Source organism: Sphingobium abikonense NBRC 16140 (genome assembly GCF_001598335.1).
Lineage (GTDB): Bacteria > Pseudomonadota > Alphaproteobacteria > Sphingomonadales > Sphingomonadaceae > Sphingobium > Sphingobium abikonense.
This window is the reverse complement of the sequence record NZ_BCYT01000011.1, coordinates 72,740-90,018: the sequence shown is the minus strand read 5'-3', so window position 1 is coordinate 90,018 and position 17,279 is coordinate 72,740. Positions and strand designations below refer to the sequence as shown.

Below are 17,279 nucleotides of genomic sequence, written 5' to 3'. Positions count from 1 at the left end.
AACAAGGAGCAGCAGGATAGCGACCGCTAGTTCCTATTCACTGCAACTCGATTTTGGCATGATTGCTGGCTCACTTTTTACTGATTTGCCCTGCTGGTTGCGCGAGCCGGCGCGCCAAGCTGCGACTATCAAATAGATACCTGCGGCAATCATCGGCACGGTGAGCCACTGACCCATATGAAGCCCTGTTCTGGCTGTGAAGCCGACAAGCTGGGCATCCGGCTCCCGGAAGAATTCGACAATGAAGCGAGCGAGCCCATAGCCAAGAAGGAACACGCCGACGAGCATGCCAGGGCGACGTCGGGCGTTGGTAAACCAGAAAAGGCACGCGAGCACGGCAAACAAGACCAGTCCTTCCAGCCCGGCTTCGTAGAGCTGGCTCGGGTGACGCGCGAGGCCATCGCGACTTCCGGGGAACACAATCGCCCAAGGCACATCGGTGGGCTTTCCCCAAAGCTCACCATTCACGAAATTAGCGAGGCGGCCGAAGAACAGGCCGATCGGCACGGTGCAGGCGACATAATCATGGACCCGCAGCCATTCGAGGCCGTGTCGTCGCGCGAACAGGATCAGCGCGAGCGAGACGCCAGCTGCACCCCCGTGGAACGACATGCCGCCGTCCCACAGCTTGAGGATTTGCAGGGGGTCGAAGATCATCTCAGGACCGTAAAAGATCACATAGCCGAGACGGCCACCGAGGATAACGCCCAACGTCGCGTAGAACACGAGATCGTCGGCTTGTGCGCGGTTCATCGGGGCCGCTGGTTGGGCCAGCAGCCGCAGCAGATACCACCACCCGGCAATGATGCCGGCGATATAGGCCAGCGAGTACCAGCGGATGTCGAGCGGGCCTATGGAGATGGCTATCGGGCTCAATCCGAGGCTGGCGAATGCGATATGGCTATCCAAGGATTGTATCCTGCCTGCGAGAAGCGGCGCTCGAGCGCGCCATGGGTTATTCCGGTGCGATTGAAGCGCCGGCATCCTTGAGCGCCGCAAACCCGCCGGGGACGTGGGCGACATTCTCCACGCCCATCTCCTTGAGTGATTTTGCGGCCAGCGCCGAGCGGGCGCCGGACCCACAATAGAGCACCAACCGCGATCCACTGGCGAGTTTGGCATTGTGGGTGGGGCTTTCAGGATCGACCTGGAATTCCAGAAGGCCACGCGGGACATGCACCGCACCAGCCACCAGCCCCGATTTTGCGACTTCCCCTGGCTCGCGGATGTCAACGAACTGGACCTTGGGATTGCCGACAAGTTTGGCTGCATCGTCAGGCGCGATAGTTTCGACAATCGCATTCGCTTCGGAAACGAGTTGTTTCGAGGTGCGTGTTGGCATCGACTTTCTCCTGTAAATGAACCTGTATCGGATGGCTCAGCCCTGCTCGGACTTGCCGCCTATCTGGCGCAGCATTTCCGGCAAATCTGTCGGGCAATCACCGCAAAGCTTGTTTGCCGGAACGGCAACGTCGATCTTCTTTGGGTAGGGAAGATCGAGAGCGGCCATGATCGCGACGAATTCCTGAACGGTCTTGCCCGCAAGGCGCGGGTTCCGTTCACGCTCCTGCGCCACTGTCGTGATGTGGCGATGATTGTAGTCGTGAGCCGGGTAGATCAGACCATCGCCCGGCAGCGTGAAAATCTTCTGCGTGACGGAGTGATAAAGGGTGGCGGCGTCACCGTTTTGGAAGTCGGTGCGGCCACAGCCGTCGATTAGCAGGGCGTCGCCGGTGAAGGCGCGAAGACCATCGGGCTGCTCAACCAGGTAGGTATGGTGGGCGTCGGTGTGCCCCGGCGTAAACAGCGGCTGAAGCTTGAGCGCGCCGACAGTCAAAGGCTGGTCCTCGGCGACCCCCACGTCAGCACAGGGAAGGCCGTCCATGGCGGGGTACGCGATCTTGGAGCCGGTAAGGCTGCGCAGATAGCAGGCCGATGTGACGTGGTCCGCATGCACATGCGTCTCCAACGTATAAGCCAGTTCGAGATCCAGTTCCTGAAGCGCGGCAAGGTCGCGTTCGATCGTTTCGAGGACAGGATCGATCAGGACGGCTTTGCGCGTCTCCGGGCAACCGAGGAGGTAGGTGTAGGTCGAGGACTCCGGCTCGAACAACTGACGAAAGATCATGATCGGTCTCCAATGGTGTCTAGCCGCCGATCCCGCCCAGGCTGCGGAACAGCATGTAGGCGGCCACGGCCAGCAGGACGAAAGCGAAGATGCGGGTGAGCAAGCCCTTATGATCGGCGAGCCGGATGGCGGTTTGCATGCCGGCGACGCCGCCAGCGACCCCGCCAGCGATGAAGAAGCCGGCCACGCGCCAATCCACGAGTCCTGACAGGGCATAGTTGAGGGCTGTCGCCGATCCGAACGTTCCCACCGAAAACAGCGACGATCCGACCGCGTTGAGGATGGGCATGCCGCTGCCGAGCATGATGCCGGGCACAATCAGGAAGCCGCCGCCGATGCCGAAGAACCCTGACAGGAGGCCGGCGAGAAGGCCGATCGCCACGAGCCGCACAGCGATGGGGCGCGTGATCCGCACGCCCGGGTCGCCGCCGCCGGATTTGCCGCGCAGCATGGAAACCCCCACCACGATCATCACGCCTGCGAACAGCACCAGGAGATGCTGACCCGCCACCATCTTGCCCAGGGTGGAGCCGATCAGGGCGCCTATGACGCCCGATGCCCCGAAGACGAGGGCGCAGGGCCACTTCACGGTTCCGGCCCGGGCGTGCTGGATCAGGTTGGCGAAGGCATTGGCGGCCACCGCCAGCGCGCTCGTGCCGATCGCGACGTGCGGGTCCTTCATGCCCACGACATACAGCAGCAACGGCAGGGCAAGGATCGAGCCGCCGCCGCCGATCACCCCGAGGGTAAAGCCGACGACGACACCGGATATGAGCGTGAGGATGTCGACCGGCGTCATGGGTTTGCCCCGGGCCTGGCTGCGCGATAACGTTCCTGAAGGGCGAAGACGCCCATGCCCGCCAGCATCGCCACGACGAACACCAGCGCCGCCGGCGCTCCGAGGCTCAGGGCGACCAGGGCCGGACCAGGGCAGTAGCCGACGAGGCCCCATCCGACGCCGAACAAAGCCGCGCCCGAGAGAAGCTTCTTGTCCAGGGACCGGGACGATGGCCCATTGAACGCCGGTGCGAAAAGCGGAGCATCGCGCCTTCGGCCGAGTGCAAATCCCAACGCTGAAACCATGACGGCCGAGGCCAGCACCAAGGCAAGGCTCGGGTCCCACGACGGCGCGGCGACATCAAGAAACGCCAGAACCTTGCTGGGGGCTATCATGGCGGAGACGATCAGGCCGAAGCCGAAAATGAGCCCCGAGGCGAGCGCGATGAGCAGCTTCCTCATTGCTCAGAGTCCGATGACGTGTCGGGCGACGTACACAGTCGCGGCCGCTGTGATGAGGAAGACGCCTGTCGCGGCGAGCGAGCGGGGCGAGAGCCTCGCTATTCCGCAGACGCCATGCCCGCTGGTGCAACCACTCCCGAGCCGAGTCCCAAATCCCACCAGAAGGCCGGCTGCGATCACGACGGCGACTGGGGCCGGCGACGTGAGGTCCGGTAGCAGGCCGCCCGCCGCCCGGTAGAGCAAGGGCGCGGCGAGCAGGCCGACCAGGAATGTTGCGCGCCAGGCCATCTCGCCGCGGACAGGCGCAAGCACCCCGCCGACGATGCCGCTGATTCCAGCGATGCGCCCATTGGCGATCCACAGGAAGGAAGCCGAGAGGCCGATTAGCGCGCCGCCCACGATGGCCGAGAATGGGGTGAAACCCTCCATCGTCAGGATTCTCTGCTCTCAGCTTCGTCACCGGCGCAAAAGAGTGCGTAGAGTTCCGTCAGGATCGGCAGCACGCGCTCGGACGTGATGCGGTAGAATATCGTCGTTTTCTCCCGCCGTGTTCCGACCAGGCCTTCGTCGCGCAGCGTGGCCAGATGGCGGGACAAATTCGACTGTGTCAGTCCGAGGCGTTCGCCCAGATCGGTTACCGACAACTCCCCGCCGAGCAGGCTGCACAGGATCATCAGACGGTGCCGGCTCGCAAGCGAACGGAGGAACGCTTCCGCTTCGCCGGCCTTTTCCTCCAGAAGCTCCGGAGACATTTTAACGAGGGAAGGTGGCACAGTTGCTCCAAACATCTTATATGTAGCATATATGATGGAGTGGTGTTCGATCAAGCGCCAGCTAGGAGGTTCCCCCCGTGAGCTACTATTTCGCCAAGCCATCGAGGCTCCTTCGAAGCGCCGGAGTGCGAGGTAACCCCATGCTGATCGACCAGGCTGTCCGTATCGCTTCCGAGCTGCGCTGCACGCTGGGACAGATTTAGATGCTCGATCGACGTTCGCTGTTGGCTGGCGGAGCGGCATTGTTCGCAACCACCGCTTGCTCGCGCTCCACGCCGGGCCTCGGCGGGGGAGGTGCAAACCCGCTTCCGATGCCGCCGCTGTTGGACGCACGGCCTGGCCGCTCATTCGCGCTACGGGTCCAGTCCGGAACGACTTCATTTTATCCAGGCCGGCCGAGTGACACGCTCGGGTATAATGGCAGCTATCTCGGACCGACGATCAGGGTGCGCCGTGGCGACGACGTGGCGGCTGTCGTGACCAACGGGCTCAACGCGGACACGACTGTGCATTGGCACGGGCTTCTGATCCCCGGAGAGCTGGATGGCGGCCCCCATCAGATCATCGCGCCGGGCGCGACCTGGCGGCCCACGCTCCCGATCCGGCAGCCCGCAGCGACCCTCCTTTATCACTCACACGTCCATGGGTTGACGGCCGAGCAAGTCTATTCGGGCCTGGCTGGGGCGTTGCTGGTAACCGACGACGAAGAGCAGGGCCTGGGGCTCCCGTCAGAATATGGCGTGGACGATCTGCCCCTGCTCATCCAGGATCGCCAGTTCGAAAATGGTCGCCTTGTCATGCCAGGCGGCATGATGGTCGCCATGCAGGGCCGGCGCGGCGACACGATCCTTGTGAACGGCGCGGTGAATCCGCTGGCGGCGGTGCCAAATCGGTTGGTTCGCCTGCGGCTCGTCAACGCATCGAACGCGCGGATTTATGAGCTGTCGTTTTCCGATCGGCGGAGCTTTCACTGGATCGGAACCGAAGGGGGGCTGCTCGAACACGCAGTGGCATTGGAAGCCATAACCTTGGCGCCGGGCCAACGTGCCGAGCTTCTCGTGGACTTCACGGACGGTAGGTCCGCCTCGCTGGTGACGGCGGCTGATACCAACAGCTCGATGATGGGCGGCATGGGTATGATGGGGCGTGGCGCCCGAAGGACCGATGCCGCGGCACCAGCGACCGTGCTGCGGTTTGAACCACGGCCGTTGGGACAGGCTCGTGCCAGCGGCGTCGTGCCGACCCTTCTGGCATCACGAACTGGGCCCGACGCCAGCAAGGCGGTGCGCCGTCGCCGTCTGAGCCTCAACATGGGCATGGGCGGCATGATGGGCTCAGGAAGCGGCGGTGGCGGCCTTACGATCAATGGCAAGCCATTCGACATGAATCGCATCGATGAGACGGTGAAGCTAGGCTCCACCGAAATATGGGAGGTGTCTGGCGAAATGATGCGCCACCCGATCCATATTCACGGCGTCCACTTTGATGTTCTCACCCGCGGTGGCGGGCAGCCCGATGTTCTCGACCAGGGGCCGCGCGACACGGTCCTCGTCAAGGAACCGGTGGAGCTTCTCATCCGATTTGATCAGCCGGCCAAGAGCGCTCCCTTCATGTATCACTGCCATATCCTTGAACATGAGGATAATGGAATGATGGGCCAGTTCAGTGTTGCGTAGGCGTAGGCTCCCACTTCTGGAGAGTTTATGCAGCGCCTACCGTCCAACAGGAGAGCAAGGTTGCCAAAAAGAGCTTTCGCCACATTTCTGCTCGCGGCAACGATGCTGACCGGCGGCACCTCGCTAGCTGCACAGGATAATCTGGTTTATCCCGTAATACCGGGATTTGGCGGGATCGTGGCCGTGCCCAGTGCTGCCGAGCGGCCCGATCCCAAGCTTCGCTACCGCGTCTTGTTCAATGTCACCAAGGCCGCAAGCTCTCCCGACAAAGTGAATCCCAGCCTTGAGAAGGTCGCGCGCTTCGTGAACCTGCTAGGCGCGGACAAGGTCCATCCGGCTGGTGACATCGCCGTCATCATTCATGGTCCCGCGACCCCGCTCGTCCTGCAGAACGCGCCATATGCGGCGCGTATGAAGGTAGCGGCCAACCCGAACGCTGCGCTGATTGCCGCTCTCCAGAAAGCCGGTGTTTCAATCCGCGTTTGCAGTCAGGCCATGGTCGGAAATGAGATCATGCCGAACCAAGTGGCTTCGGGCGTTGAGATCGATGATTCGGCGCTTACAACCTTGGCGAATCTACAAATCCGGGGTTACGCGCTCATCCCGGATTGAAAGGTGCGATACCCCCTCACCCGCAGCAGCCCGCCACGGTCCCGTTCGCCTTCGCCTCCTGAATCGGAGGGCATGGGACATCGCCGAACGAGCAGAACACGCAGCAGTCGCCGGCCAGGGGCCGCAGCACCGCCGCGCAATGTCGGCAATCATAGAAGAACTGGCAGGCGTTGGTGGGCATCGTCTCGGTCGCGACACCGCCGCACTCGGGACAGGTCAGCGTGGAGGTGAGCTGCATCAGGAAAGCGCCTTTATAAGCGGCGCTTCAATGCGATCCCATATCAGCGCGGTCAGCGTCAGGGTCGTGCCGATCGTGAGCATGATCGGAGTTGCGCGGGACGGTAGGGTCACGGTGCAGGACCGATCCGCAGCGCAGGTCCTCCGACGCCGCACATACGCCCACCACCCGGCAGCCAGGCCGACGAGGGAAAGCGCCGTCAGGGCCCAGCGCAGAGGCATCAGCGCGGCGAAGGTGCTCGACAGGCCCGCCCCCACGCCCAGCGCCGCCAGCGCGAGCGGCAAGACGCAGCAGGATGCGGCGGCTAGGACCGCGCCGAAGCTCGCCAGCGCACCCAGGGCGGATAGCCCCGCGTCGGCGCGGCGTGGCGATGCGGAAGCGGCCAGGGTTTCGTGCGGCAAAATCCTTTTATTCATCAGTCGTCTCCGGCGGAATAACCCCCTAATGCCTCCTGTAGCGGCTACAGGAGCAAGCGAATTATGAGGGATGAGAAAGGCCTAGCTATCGGCGAGTTGTCGCGCCGAACCGGCGTGAACATCGAGACGATCCGCTATTTCGAGCGCGTCGGCATTGTGGCGACCCCACCCCGCACGAGCGGGGGCCGGCGAGTATATGGGGCCGGCCACGTCCGCGTCCTTGGATTCATCCGTGGCGCGCGTGAACTCGGCTTCACCCCGGCCGAGGTGCGCGCGATCCTGTCACTTGGCGGTCCCGCGCAGGCGTCGTGCAGTGAGGTCCGCGAGATCGCGGCCCACCACCTGGAGCGGGTTCGCGCGAAAATGGCAGACCTAGCGCAACTCGAAAGCCTGCTTGCCACGACGATCGACCGTTGCGAGGGCGACGGGGCGGCGAGTTGTGCCGTGATCGAATTGCTTGACCAATATACAACCACTTAGGTGTCAAAACCGGTCGGGGCTGTTGAAAAAAGGCCGGGTGATCCGATCGCGTTCCTAACGGGTTCCCTGCTTCGACACATCGGGAGCAGCGGCCATGATGGGTGAGCAACAGCGAGGCGGCAAGGGCGCAAGCTGGCGGGCGCTGGGAGCGATGATCCCCGCCGATCATATGCTGCACAGGATAGACGGGCTGATCGACCTGGGTGAACTGCGCGATGCGCTCGCGCCGCACTACAGTTGCCGTGGGCGTCCCTCGATCGCGCCTGAATTGCTGGTCCGCATGGCGCTGATCGCTCGCCTCTATGGCATCACGTCGGAGCGCCGTCTGTGTGAGGAAGTCCGCTTCAACCTCGCCTATCGCTGGTTCTGCCGATTGCCGCTCAACGCGCCGGTGCCGCACCACTCGACGTTTAGCAAGAACCGGCATGGCCGCTTCCGCGATGCTAGCATCTTCCGCATCCTGTTCGAGCAGACGGTGCGGCGCTGCGCCGATGCGGGGCTGATCGCCCACAAGGATGCCGCAATCGATGCATCGTTCGTCGCGGCCGATGCAAGCTGGCAGCGCAAGATGCGGGACGCCGACATGGCCGCGCCCCGGCTTCCCCGCCCGGTTTGTGAATGGCTGGCGGATCAGGCCAATGCTCCACCGCAGGAACATGGCGTACCGCGTGGCAAACCGGCCGAGGTGTCACGCACCGATCCGGCGTCGGCATGGTCGGCGCGCACGGCGCGGGGCCGGTTCGGCTATGCCTTCAATGTCCTGATTGACACGCCGGGAGGGGTGGCGATCGACGTGGAGGCCAGTCCCGCCCGCTTCGCCGCGGAAGTCGATGCGGGGCGGACCATGCTGGCACGGGCCGACAATCGGTTCGGCTATCGGCCAAAGCGTGTCGCGGCCGACACCGCCTATGGCAGCGCTGCGTTCCTGGCGTTCGTCACCGATCGCGGCACCATCCCGCATATCCCGGTGCTGGAACGATCCGAACAGACCAAGGGCAAATTCCCCCGCGAAGCCTTCCGCTATGAGCGGGAGCAGGACCGCTATGTCTGCCCCGCTGGGAAGATACTGCCCTTTCGCGGTGCCGATCGTCGGGCGGGCTTTCTCCGATACAGCGCCAGTCCTGCCGATTGCCGCGCCTGTCACCTCAAACGGAAATGCACCGCAGGCAGCAACAGGTCGGTCACGCACAGCGAATATGAGGACGTGCGTGAGATGGTGCGCGGCGAGATGCAGACGCCGCTATTCAAGCGGTCGATGCGGCTGCGCCGGGGTGTCGAGCGGGTGTTCGCCGATGCCAAAGGCAAGCGAGGGCTGACCCGCCTGCACCTTCGCGGACTGCGCGGTGCCGAAGAAGAGTTTCTGTTGGGCGCGGCCATTGCCAATCTCGTGCTGTTAGCCCGCACCGACGCAAGACCGGCCCGGAACCGTCGCCCGCCCCCGGTGCCGGAACGCATCGAGCGCATGGCCCGGATCAGCCGTGGCCGGTTCGAGCAATCCTACTACGCGACGATCTTCTGACGCCGGTTAGCCGGGTTCGCGCTCGGCCGCAGGGAAGTGGCGATAGAAGGTAGAACGGCCGACCTGGAGCAGCTTCGCGACCTTCGCCGGTTTGTCGCCAGCCTTGAGCAGCTTGCGGGCGGTATCGAGCATGTCAGGCGTCATGACCGACTTGCGGCCTCCGCCCGTGCCGCCCTTGGCCCGTGCCGCTGCCAAACCGGCAATCGTCCGTTCCTTTATCAGTTCGCGCTCCATCTCCGCGACAGAAGCGAGGATATGGAACAGCAGACGGCCCGATGGGGTTGCCGTGTCGAACCCGTCCGTCAGGGACCGGAAATCAATCTTCCGAGCGGACAAGTCCGCCGCCAGTTCGATCAGGCCCCCGATCGATCGGCCAAGGCGATCGAGCTTCCATATCACCAGCGTGTCACCGGCCCGCACGAAATTGAGAGCTTCGGTCAGACCGGGACGGTTCAGCTTCGCGCCGCTCACCTTGTCGGTGAACAGCTTTTCACAGCCAGCCTTGGTCAGCGCATCGGTTTGTAGCGTCAGGTCCTGGTCGGAGGTCGAGACACGCGCATAACCAACCAGCATGAGTCCCGTTATCCCATCTCAAACAGCGAATTTCGGGACTCATATTTCGGGAACATATTTTGGGAAAGCCCCGGCGGGCATACAGCGGATTTTTGTGTCGGTCACGGTCGTCCCGTTGGAGGTTCCCAATCGGGAAGGCTGATAACCGGCTCACCCATGGAATAAACCCGGACGAGCGTCGTCTATGCTTTCAGGACTGATGCGCCGGAGGCTTATGCGTAGACGATATTGGATGCTCGGTCTGACTGCTTCGGCCCTGCTCACAGGCGCAGTCGCGGCCGCCCCTGCCGGTGGTTACGCCAGCATGGTGGCTGCCGCGATGGACCGGATGATGGCGGGCATGATGGTCAAGCCGTCCGGCAACGTCGACCGCGACTTCGTCACGATGATGCTCCCGCATCATCAGGGTGCGATCGATATGGCAGTGGCGGAGCTGCGCTACGGCCATAACGAGCAGCTCAAGCGCATCGCGCAGGAGATCATCATCGATCAGCAGCAGGAGATTGCCGCTATGAAGTTGGCGATCGGTCAGCCGCTACCGCCTTCGACGCCGGCCCCGACGCAGGGCGGCGACCACCACAGCCCTATGGAGCACTGACATGATCCGGACCATCCTGCGCTCGGCCGCCTTGCTGATGAGCGCCGCACCGGGCCTCGCCATGGCGCAGCAGGCGCCGTGGAACGCCAAGGACATGCCCGTCAGCCACCGCGACCGCGTCTATGCGTCCGAACAATTCTCCAACACGGTGTCGGTGACGGACCCTGCCGACAACCGGCTGCTCGGCGTCATCAAGCTCGGCGATCCGCAGCCGATGAACTTCTCCCCGCTCTACAAGGGACAAGTGCTGGTCCACGGCCTGGGCTTCTCGCCGGACGGGAAGACCTTGGCGGTCGTGTCGATCGGATCGAATGCCGTGTCGTGGATCGACACCGCCACCAACACGGTCAAACACACGACCTATGTCGGGCGCAGTCCGCACGAGGCGTTCTTCACGCCGGACGGAAAGGAGGTCTGGGTCACCGTTCGCGGCGAGGACTATATCGCCGTGCTCGATCCCGCGACGTACAAGGAAACCGGCCGCATCAAGACGCCCGGTGGTCCGGGTATGACGATCTTCTCGCCCGATGGGCGATACGGCTATGTCTGTTCCTCGTTCAATCCGGTGCTGGCCGTGTTCGATGTCGCAACCCACGCACAGGTCGGACAGGTGGCGCAGCCGAGCCCATTCTGCCCCAACATCGCCGCGACGCCGGACGGCAAGCAGGCGTGGTTTACGCTAAAGGACATCGGCAAGACGGTCGCATTCGATGCCAGGCCACCCTTCACAATCCTCAAGGTGCTGGATACCGGGCCGATCACCAATCACGTCAACTTCGCCCGCACGGCCAAGGGGCAGTTCGCCTATGTGACGGTCGGCGGGGAGAATGCGGTGAAGGTGTTCCGCACGTCCGACTTCACGCTGGTGGCAACCATTCCAGTCGGCAAGATGCCGCACGGTGTCTGGCCGTCCGGCGACGGTCGGCGCATCTATGTCGGGCTGGAGAATGCCGATGAGCTGGCCGCGATCGACACCGCTGGCAACACGGTCGTCGCTACCGTGCCGGTCGGACAGGCACCGCAGGCGATCGCCTATGTGCCGAACGCTGTTCCGACAGGCCCCGGCACCGACAATCTCCAGCCGCTCGGCACGGCCGGCAAGGCGTTGCATCTGACTATGGGGCCGATCGGCGGCAAGGGTGCGGCAAGCAGCATCACCCTCTTCGACCAAGGCATCATTCAGGTCGTGCAGAGTGCCGTTACCGGTTTGCAGCCCAAGAAGCCCTACATGCTCGTGCTGACCGCCAACGCGGATGGTAGCGGCGCTGTAGAGCCGCTTGCCAACTTCATGAGCAACCCGGCGGGTGCGGCGATCGTCAACGCGTCGGGTCCGATCCGGCAGATCGTTCAAGGCAGCACCGCGACGCCCCGCCGTTTTCTGGCGGTCGCTGAGGTGGTGAACGGCGCGCCGGGACGCATCGTGCAGGTACAGCGCGACTGACATGGACCCGCTTGCCGCCGCGATCGAGCCCCTGATCCCCGGTCTGCGCCGCTATGCCCGGTCGTGGTTGCGCGATCGGGCAATGGCAGATGACGTGGTGCAGGATTGTCTCGAGCGCGCGGTCGGGCGCTGGCGACAACGACGCGGGGCGGAGGTGCGCCCATGGGTCTATACGATCCTGCACAATCTGTTGGTCGACCATCAGCGGCAGCATAGCCGGCGAGGCACAGCGGTTCCGCTCCACCTCGTGGACGACGCCACGCTCGGCCGTCCGGCCGATCAGGAAACAGGCCTACACCACCGCGACCTGCTGCGCGCCCTTGATGCGTTGCCCGAGGAGCAGCGAACGGTGCTGCTCCTCGTATCGGTCGAGGGCCTGCCCTATGCGGAGGTCGCTGCCGTTGTCGGCGTGCCGCTGGGCACGGTGATGTCGCGCATATCCCGGGCGCGCGACCGACTGGCGACCCTCCTCCGGGAGGGTGAACGGCCGCGATTGAGGAGCGTGCAATGACCAGCCCGATCGGCGAGGACGATCTGGCCGCATGGATCGATGGCAGGCTGTCGCCCGAGCGGCAGCGCCTGGTCGACGCCTATCTTGAAGGCCAGCCGGACCTGCATGCCCGTTTGCGGGAACAGGCGGAGCAGGCGCGAGCCCTTGCATCCCTGTTTGCCCCGATCGCGGATGAACCGATCCCGGCGACGATGCGCGTCGCAGCCATCAGGGGGCGGCAACGTCAGCCGCGATGGCAATTCGCCATCGCCGCGTCACTTCTGCTGGCGGTCGGGTTTGGCGGTGGTTGGTCGAGCGCGAAGTGGAGCGGTGAACCCCGCGCAGGCATCGCGGCGCTGGCCAACGAGGCGAGTGACAATTTCCGTGTCTATGCCGCCGACCGGATACGACCGGCGGAGATCGGTCCGGATCAGCGCGCCATGCTGATCCGATGGACCTCCGCCCGTTTGGGTGAGCGCGTCACCATCCCGGACCTCAGCACAGCCGGCTATCGCTATGGTGGGGGGCGACTGGTCGCGACGCCTCACGGCCCTGCGGCACTGCTCCTCTACGACGGACCGCAAGCGTCGAAACTCGCGGTGCTGACGAGGCCTATGCAGATCGACAAGACTGCGAGCATGACCAGCACGTCCAGCGGGACCATGGGCCGGGTCACATGGGCAGTCGACGGGATCGGCTATAGTGTGGTGGGCGAGCGGCCTGCGGCCGAGCTGCATCCGATTGCCGATGAAGTCCGGCGGCAGGCCGATGCGGCGCTGGTGTCCTGATAGCGCCCTTGCTGCTCCTCAGCGCCGACAGGCACCGGGCGGGCCAGCGCGATCAGGGCTTGCGCTCGGCATCCTTCCTGGCGGCCTCGGCCGGCGTCAGGCGGGCTCGCTCGCGGATGTGGCGTTCCAGCGGCGCGCCGACGAACAGGACGAGCATCGCAAGGATCACCCCGCCAGTGATGAGCGGTCATGGACGATCAAACGTCGCAGGCCCGCCTAACGCTCCAAGTCTTCGAGACCATCGCAGACGAAAGGCTGCCGATCATTCCGATATCCAGATTGGAATGACCATATCAAACGGTTGGTCGTATCGATCTAAGTACGCGATATATGCTGCATGACCCTGGAGCAGCTCAGAATCTTCGTCGGTGTCGCGGAGCGCGAACACGTCACCAAGGCAGCGGAGGTGCTGAACGTCACGCAGTCCGCTGCCTCCGGCGCGATTGCTGCCCTCGAAGCGCGCTACGGGGTTCCTCTGTTTCACCGCGTCGGGCGTGGCATCCAGCTGACCGAAGCAGGCCGCGGCTTTCTGGAGGAAGCGCGCGCGGTGCTGGGGCGGGCAGCGCATGCCGAGACGATGCTGGCGGACTATGCCGGGCTTGCCCGTGGTTCATTGCGGATCGTCGCCAGCCAGACGATCGCGAGCTACTGGTTGCCGGCAAAGCTAGCCGCCTTCCACGAACGCCACCCGCAGATCGCGGTCGAACTGGCGATCGACAACACCGAAGGTGCGGCAGCGCAGGTCCTGAGCGGCGCGGCGGAGCTCGGTTTCGTCGAGGGCGAGGTGGACGAACCGGCGCTCGCCCACTGGCATGTCGGGCGTGATCCGATGGTGCTGGTCGGCCGCGAGGACACCGGGCGCGTCGACGAGGACTGGCTGCGCACTGAACGCTGGATCGTCCGTGAGCTGGGATCGGGTACGCGCTCGACCTTCGAGGACGTGCTGCGAACGCGCGGGTTTGATCCGGCCCAGCTGACGATAGCGATGACGCTGCCGTCCAACGAGGCGGTGCGCACCGCCGTCGAGGCGGGTGCCGGCGTTGCCGTCTTGTCGCGATTGGTCGTCGCGCGCGCGCTCAAGGCCGGTGACCTTGTCGAGCTGCCGCTCGGGCTGCCCGACCGCGCCTTTCACGCGCTGCGCCACAAGGAACGCTATCGCACCCGCGCGGCCGACGCGCTGACGGACCTCATCAAGGAGCAGGTCGCATGACTGCCGACACGCACTCCGTTCTCAGCGGCCTCAAGCCGCTCAGCCGGCTCGATCATCCCCGCGAGATGATTCGTCAGTTCACGCCCAACTGGTTCGCCGCGACGATGGGCACCGGTATCCTCGCGCTCGCGCTGCCGCAGGTGCCCGGCATCGGGCCTTCGCTTAAACCCGTCGGCGAGGTGTTGTGGTTCTTCAATATCGCACTCTTCGCGCTGTTCGCCGGCCTTTATGGCGCGCGCTGGGTGATGTTCGGGCACGAGGCGCGGCGCATCTTCGGGCATAACACCGTGTCGATGTTCATCGGCACCATCCCGATGGGCCTCGCGACGATCATCAACGGCTGCCTCGCCTTCGGCATCGCACGGTTCGGGAATGGCATCGTACCGGTCGCACACGTCCTGTGGTGGATCGACGCCGCCATGTCGCTCGCCTGTGGCGTGCTGATCCCGTACATGATGTTCACCCGTCACGAGCACAGCCTGGACGGCATGACCGCGGTATGGTTGCTGCCGGTCGTCGCTGCCGAAGTGGCGGGCGCCAGCGGCGGGCTGCTCGCGCCGCATCTGGCCGATCCTCACGCGCAGCTCGTCACGCTTGCGACCTCCTATGTGCTGTGGGCCTATTCGGTGCCGGTCGCGTTCGGCATCCTCGCCATCCTCATCCTGCGCATGGCGCTCCACAAACTGCCGCAGGAGAGCATGGCGGCGTCCTCCTGGCTGGCGCTGGGACCGATCGGCACGGGTGCTCTGGGCATGCTGGTGCTCGGGGCGGACGCGCCGGCTATCCTCGCGGCGCACGGGCTGGCCGGTATCGGTGCCGTCGCGCAAGGGATCGGCGTTGTGGCCGGACTCTGCCTGTGGGGCTTCGGCCTGTGGTGGCTGGCGCTCGCGACGCTCATCACCATCCGCTACTGGCGCGCCGGCGTCCCGTTCAACCTGGGCTGGTGGGGCTATACCTTTCCGCTCGGCGTCTACACCGTCGCCACCTTACGCCTAGGCACGACGCTGAACCTCGGTTTCTTCGGTTTCGTCGGCACGGTGCTGACAGTCGCGCTTGCGGCGATGTGGCTGCTCGTCGGCGCCAAGACGCTGGCCGGCGCATGGCGCGGCAACCTGTTCGTCTCACCCTGCATCGCCACCCCGAACTGATCCGCCATGATGATCGGATCAGTCGGTCCGATCACTTGCGAAACGCCCCTTCGATCCGCCAGCGTGGCTGGCCACAGGAGAGCCTTGTCATGGACAATTTCGACGCCGAACTGGCGAGTGAGACCAGCCGTCGCCGCTTTCTCAGGCATGCCGCGCTCGGTACCGCCGGCCTTGCCGCCGCGCCGGCACTGGCGCAGCAGCTCGTCGACCTGAAGCTGCCTGGCGGCAATGCCGAACGGCCGATGACCAGCGCCTTTCCCGGCAAGGGCAGCATGATCCTCCAGCGTGTCCATCCGCCCTTGCTGGAAACGCCGATGGACGTGTTCGACAAGTCGGTGTTCACGCCCAACGACCAGTTCTTCGTCCGCTGGCACTGGGCCGACATCCCGACCTCGATCGATGTCGAGACTTTCCGCCTCAACGTCTTCGGCCACGTCAACCGACCGCTGTCGATCAGCCTCGCCCAGCTGCTGCGCCTGCCGCGGGTCGAGATGGCGGCGGTCAACCAATGCTCGGGAAACAGCCGTGGGCTGTTCCAGCCACGTGTTGCCGGCGCGCAATGGGGCAACGGCGCGATGGGCAATGCCAAATGGCTCGGTGTGCGCCTGCGCGACGTGCTCGACCTCGCCGGGGTCAAGACAGGCGCGGTGCAGGTGCGCTTCGGTGCGCTCGATCAACCGGTCGTGGCGGGCGCCCCTGACTTTGAGAAGGCGCTCGACATCGACCATGCCCGCGACGGCGAAGTGATGATCGCCTTCGGCATGAACGGCGAGCAGCTGCCGCTCCTCAATGGCTTTCCCTGCCGGCTGATCGTGCCGGGCTGGTACTCGACCTATTGGGTCAAGATGCTGAACTCGATCGAGGTACTGCCCGGCCCCGACGACCAGTATTGGATGGCCAAGGCCTACAAGATCCCCGCGACGCCGGGCGCGAATGTCGCGCCCGGCGCCAGAGACTTCCCGACTGTCCCCATCAACCGCATGATCCCGCGCAGCTGGATGACCAGCCTGCCCGATGGCCAGACGATAGCCTATGAGGCATCGATCCCGGTCGGCGGCATCGCGATGGGCGGCGACTGCGGCGTCGCCAAGGTCGATGTATCGTCGGACGGAGGCCGCACCTGGTACAGGACGACGCTCGGAGCGGACGAGGGCAGGTACAGCTTCCGTCGGTGGGATGGTCGCGTGCCGCTGCGACGCGGTGCCAACCCGATCATGGTGCGCTGCTGGAACACCAACGGTGTCGCCCAGCCGATGAAGCCGATCTGGAACCCGGGCGGGTTCATGCGCGGCAATATCGAGACCACCACCATCATCGCGGCCTGAGGAGCGAGTAGCATGAAGACCCCGTCTCCCGGCATCATGGCCGCTGGCCTGATCGGCCTGACCGGCATTATCCTCGTCTCGATCGGGGCGCCGAGCAGCCGCAAGGCGCCTGCCCCGATCTCCGAGACATCCGAGCCGGCACCGCCCACCAGCGTCTCAGCCCGCGGCTTTTCGCTCGCCTCGACCAGCGTCGACCTGCCGGTCGATGACGCTACCTACCCCGATGGTCCGCACGCCGACGTCATCAACGCCAACTGCACTTCGTGCCACTCGGCCAGCATGGCGCTAACTCAGCCTGCGCTATCGGCGGACCAGTGGAAGGCGACCGTCACCAAGATGCGTGAGGTGTACAAGGCGCCGGTGGCCGAGAAGGACGTTGACGCGATCGTTGCTTATCTCACCGCTATGCCGAGCCAGAAAGCGGCACCCGCAACCGGCAAGGCACAGGATCCCGACCCCAAGGTGGCTCCTGATGTCTCAGGTGGAACCGGATAAGCAAACCTCTCGCATAATCTAAAAAGGCGATTTCGACAGACGATCGGCAGCCTTCAGTAGGACTTTTTCAACAGCCACGGCCGCTTGCTCTCGGCAAGCGTGCCGTCGAGGTCGAAGGCGATCAGCCACT

At 64.5% G+C, this 17,279-nt stretch carries 22 protein-coding genes; 12 read left to right on the top strand and 10 right to left on the bottom strand.

The window, feature by feature from the left end; all coding sequences use genetic code 11:
• Positions 1-33: 33 nt before the first annotated feature.
• The 7 genes from lgt to SAB01S_RS12840 are packed head-to-tail and all read right to left on the bottom strand — an operon-like array spanning position 34 to position 4,140.
• Positions 34-909: a prolipoprotein diacylglyceryl transferase gene (lgt, locus tag SAB01S_RS12870; protein WP_007016079.1), complete on the bottom strand. Its 876-nt coding sequence runs from the start codon at positions 907-909 to the stop codon at positions 34-36.
• A gap of 46 nt (positions 910-955) precedes the next feature.
• Positions 956-1,342, bottom strand: a complete 387-nt coding sequence (locus SAB01S_RS12865) for a rhodanese-like domain-containing protein (protein WP_004213269.1) — start codon at positions 1,340-1,342, stop codon at positions 956-958.
• 36 nt (positions 1,343-1,378) lie between these two features.
• The gene (locus SAB01S_RS12860; protein ID WP_007016078.1) at positions 1,379-2,128 is read right to left on the bottom strand and encodes an MBL fold metallo-hydrolase; all 750 of its coding nucleotides are present in this window, start codon (positions 2,126-2,128) and stop codon (positions 1,379-1,381) included.
• 19 nt (positions 2,129-2,147) lie between these two features.
• The gene (locus SAB01S_RS12855; protein WP_004213267.1) at positions 2,148-2,927 is read right to left on the bottom strand and encodes a sulfite exporter TauE/SafE family protein; all 780 of its coding nucleotides are present in this window, start codon (positions 2,925-2,927) and stop codon (positions 2,148-2,150) included.
• Positions 2,924-3,367 carry a DUF6691 family protein gene (locus tag SAB01S_RS12850; RefSeq protein WP_004213266.1) on the bottom strand — a complete coding sequence of 148 codons (444 nt, stop codon included), beginning with the start codon at positions 3,365-3,367 and terminating at the stop codon, positions 2,924-2,926. Before SAB01S_RS12850 ends, SAB01S_RS12855 begins: the two co-directional genes overlap by 4 nt.
• A 3-nt stretch (positions 3,368-3,370) precedes the next feature.
• Positions 3,371-3,796 carry a YeeE/YedE family protein gene (locus SAB01S_RS12845; protein WP_004213265.1) on the bottom strand — a complete coding sequence of 142 codons (426 nt, stop codon included), beginning with the start codon at positions 3,794-3,796 and terminating at the stop codon, positions 3,371-3,373.
• Between the two features lie 2 nt (positions 3,797-3,798).
• A complete protein-coding gene (locus SAB01S_RS12840) occupies positions 3,799-4,140 on the bottom strand; it encodes an ArsR/SmtB family transcription factor (RefSeq protein WP_004213264.1) in 342 nt (113 codons plus the stop codon).
• Between the two features lie 203 nt (positions 4,141-4,343).
• Here SAB01S_RS12840 and SAB01S_RS12835 point away from each other — a divergent pair, with 203 nt between their 5' ends.
• Positions 4,344-5,816: a multicopper oxidase family protein gene (locus tag SAB01S_RS12835; RefSeq protein ID WP_007016074.1), complete on the top strand. Its 1,473-nt coding sequence runs from the start codon at positions 4,344-4,346 to the stop codon at positions 5,814-5,816.
• A gap of 60 nt (positions 5,817-5,876) precedes the next feature.
• Positions 5,877-6,428, top strand: coding sequence for a DsrE family protein (locus SAB01S_RS12830; protein ID WP_326868476.1), 552 nt, complete (start codon positions 5,877-5,879; stop codon positions 6,426-6,428).
• A gap of 16 nt (positions 6,429-6,444) precedes the next feature.
• Here SAB01S_RS12830 and SAB01S_RS12825 read toward each other — a convergent pair whose 3' ends face one another.
• A complete protein-coding gene (locus SAB01S_RS12825) occupies positions 6,445-6,666 on the bottom strand; it encodes a GDCCVxC domain-containing (seleno)protein (protein ID WP_004213258.1) in 222 nt (73 codons plus the stop codon).
• A complete protein-coding gene (locus SAB01S_RS12820) occupies positions 6,666-7,082 on the bottom strand; it encodes a mercuric transporter MerT family protein (protein WP_004213257.1) in 417 nt (138 codons plus the stop codon). Before SAB01S_RS12820 ends, SAB01S_RS12825 begins: the two co-directional genes overlap by 1 nt.
• Before the next feature lie 63 nt (positions 7,083-7,145).
• Between SAB01S_RS12820 and SAB01S_RS12815 the strand changes: the two genes are divergently transcribed.
• Entirely contained in the window at positions 7,146-7,562 is a 417-nt protein-coding gene (locus SAB01S_RS12815) for a MerR family transcriptional regulator (RefSeq protein ID WP_021224446.1), read from the top strand.
• A gap of 94 nt (positions 7,563-7,656) precedes the next feature.
• The gene (locus tag SAB01S_RS12810; RefSeq protein WP_021224445.1) at positions 7,657-9,081 is read left to right on the top strand and encodes a transposase; all 1,425 of its coding nucleotides are present in this window, start codon (positions 7,657-7,659) and stop codon (positions 9,079-9,081) included.
• Positions 9,082-9,087: 6 nt separating this feature from the next.
• On the opposite strand, the gene SAB01S_RS12805 is transcribed toward SAB01S_RS12810, so the two are convergent.
• On the bottom strand, positions 9,088-9,654 hold the full coding sequence (locus tag SAB01S_RS12805) for a recombinase family protein (RefSeq protein ID WP_004212894.1): 567 nt from the start codon (positions 9,652-9,654) through the stop codon (positions 9,088-9,090).
• A 214-nt stretch (positions 9,655-9,868) separates the two neighbouring features.
• Here SAB01S_RS12805 and SAB01S_RS12800 point away from each other — a divergent pair, with 214 nt between their 5' ends.
• The 8 genes from SAB01S_RS12800 (at position 9,869) to SAB01S_RS12765 (ending at position 17,149) form a co-directional block, all read left to right on the top strand.
• Positions 9,869-10,252: a DUF305 domain-containing protein gene (locus tag SAB01S_RS12800; RefSeq protein WP_228222241.1), complete on the top strand. Its 384-nt coding sequence runs from the start codon at positions 9,869-9,871 to the stop codon at positions 10,250-10,252.
• A 1-nt stretch (position 10,253) separates the two neighbouring features.
• Positions 10,254-11,693: a YncE family protein gene (locus tag SAB01S_RS12795; RefSeq protein ID WP_021224443.1), complete on the top strand. Its 1,440-nt coding sequence runs from the start codon at positions 10,254-10,256 to the stop codon at positions 11,691-11,693.
• A 1-nt stretch (position 11,694) separates the two neighbouring features.
• Positions 11,695-12,204, top strand: coding sequence for an RNA polymerase sigma factor (locus SAB01S_RS12790; RefSeq protein ID WP_021224442.1), 510 nt, complete (start codon positions 11,695-11,697; stop codon positions 12,202-12,204).
• Complete coding sequence (locus tag SAB01S_RS12785; RefSeq protein WP_021224441.1) at positions 12,201-12,971, top strand: anti-sigma factor family protein; 771 nt, start codon at positions 12,201-12,203, stop codon at positions 12,969-12,971. Before SAB01S_RS12790 ends, SAB01S_RS12785 begins: the two co-directional genes overlap by 4 nt.
• 337 nt (positions 12,972-13,308) lie before the next feature.
• Positions 13,309-14,181: a LysR family transcriptional regulator gene (locus SAB01S_RS12780; protein WP_021224438.1), complete on the top strand. Its 873-nt coding sequence runs from the start codon at positions 13,309-13,311 to the stop codon at positions 14,179-14,181.
• Positions 14,178-15,329 carry a TDT family transporter gene (locus SAB01S_RS12775; RefSeq protein ID WP_021224437.1) on the top strand — a complete coding sequence of 384 codons (1,152 nt, stop codon included), beginning with the start codon at positions 14,178-14,180 and terminating at the stop codon, positions 15,327-15,329. The genes SAB01S_RS12780 and SAB01S_RS12775 overlap by 4 nt, the downstream gene beginning before the upstream one ends.
• 89 nt (positions 15,330-15,418) lie before the next feature.
• Positions 15,419-16,654: a molybdopterin-dependent oxidoreductase gene (locus tag SAB01S_RS12770; RefSeq protein WP_021224436.1), complete on the top strand. Its 1,236-nt coding sequence runs from the start codon at positions 15,419-15,421 to the stop codon at positions 16,652-16,654.
• 12 nt (positions 16,655-16,666) lie between these two features.
• On the top strand, positions 16,667-17,149 hold the full coding sequence (locus SAB01S_RS12765) for a c-type cytochrome (protein ID WP_021224435.1): 483 nt from the start codon (positions 16,667-16,669) through the stop codon (positions 17,147-17,149).
• Positions 17,150-17,279 lie beyond the last annotated feature (130 nt).

Excerpts from the sequence above, each read along its gene's own strand:
- SAB01S_RS12865 (WP_004213269.1), bottom strand. The coding sequence starts at position 1,342 with ATGCCAACACGCACCTCGAAACAACTCGTTTCCGAAGCGAATGCGATT.
- SAB01S_RS12860 (WP_007016078.1), bottom strand. The coding sequence starts at position 2,128 with ATGATCTTTCGTCAGTTGTTCGAGCCGGAGTCCTCGACCTACACCTAC.
- SAB01S_RS12855 (WP_004213267.1), bottom strand. The coding sequence starts at position 2,927 with ATGACGCCGGTCGACATCCTCACGCTCATATCCGGTGTCGTCGTCGGC.
- SAB01S_RS12850 (WP_004213266.1), bottom strand. The coding sequence starts at position 3,367 with ATGAGGAAGCTGCTCATCGCGCTCGCCTCGGGGCTCATTTTCGGCTTC.
- SAB01S_RS12845 (WP_004213265.1), bottom strand. The coding sequence starts at position 3,796 with ATGGAGGGTTTCACCCCATTCTCGGCCATCGTGGGCGGCGCGCTAATC.
- SAB01S_RS12835 (WP_007016074.1), top strand. The coding sequence starts at position 4,344 with ATGCTCGATCGACGTTCGCTGTTGGCTGGCGGAGCGGCATTGTTCGCA.
- SAB01S_RS12825 (WP_004213258.1), bottom strand. The coding sequence starts at position 6,666 with ATGCAGCTCACCTCCACGCTGACCTGTCCCGAGTGCGGCGGTGTCGCG.
- SAB01S_RS12820 (WP_004213257.1), bottom strand. The coding sequence starts at position 7,082 with ATGAATAAAAGGATTTTGCCGCACGAAACCCTGGCCGCTTCCGCATCG.
- SAB01S_RS12815 (WP_021224446.1), top strand. The coding sequence starts at position 7,146 with ATGAGGGATGAGAAAGGCCTAGCTATCGGCGAGTTGTCGCGCCGAACC.
- SAB01S_RS12810 (WP_021224445.1), top strand. The coding sequence starts at position 7,657 with ATGATGGGTGAGCAACAGCGAGGCGGCAAGGGCGCAAGCTGGCGGGCG.
- SAB01S_RS12805 (WP_004212894.1), bottom strand. The coding sequence starts at position 9,654 with ATGCTGGTTGGTTATGCGCGTGTCTCGACCTCCGACCAGGACCTGACG.
- SAB01S_RS12800 (WP_228222241.1), top strand. The coding sequence starts at position 9,869 with ATGCGTAGACGATATTGGATGCTCGGTCTGACTGCTTCGGCCCTGCTC.
- SAB01S_RS12795 (WP_021224443.1), top strand. The coding sequence starts at position 10,254 with ATGATCCGGACCATCCTGCGCTCGGCCGCCTTGCTGATGAGCGCCGCA.
- SAB01S_RS12790 (WP_021224442.1), top strand. The coding sequence starts at position 11,695 with ATGGACCCGCTTGCCGCCGCGATCGAGCCCCTGATCCCCGGTCTGCGC.
- SAB01S_RS12785 (WP_021224441.1), top strand. The coding sequence starts at position 12,201 with ATGACCAGCCCGATCGGCGAGGACGATCTGGCCGCATGGATCGATGGC.
- SAB01S_RS12780 (WP_021224438.1), top strand. The coding sequence starts at position 13,309 with ATGACCCTGGAGCAGCTCAGAATCTTCGTCGGTGTCGCGGAGCGCGAA.
- SAB01S_RS12775 (WP_021224437.1), top strand. The coding sequence starts at position 14,178 with ATGACTGCCGACACGCACTCCGTTCTCAGCGGCCTCAAGCCGCTCAGC.
- SAB01S_RS12770 (WP_021224436.1), top strand. The coding sequence starts at position 15,419 with ATGGACAATTTCGACGCCGAACTGGCGAGTGAGACCAGCCGTCGCCGC.
- SAB01S_RS12765 (WP_021224435.1), top strand. The coding sequence starts at position 16,667 with ATGAAGACCCCGTCTCCCGGCATCATGGCCGCTGGCCTGATCGGCCTG.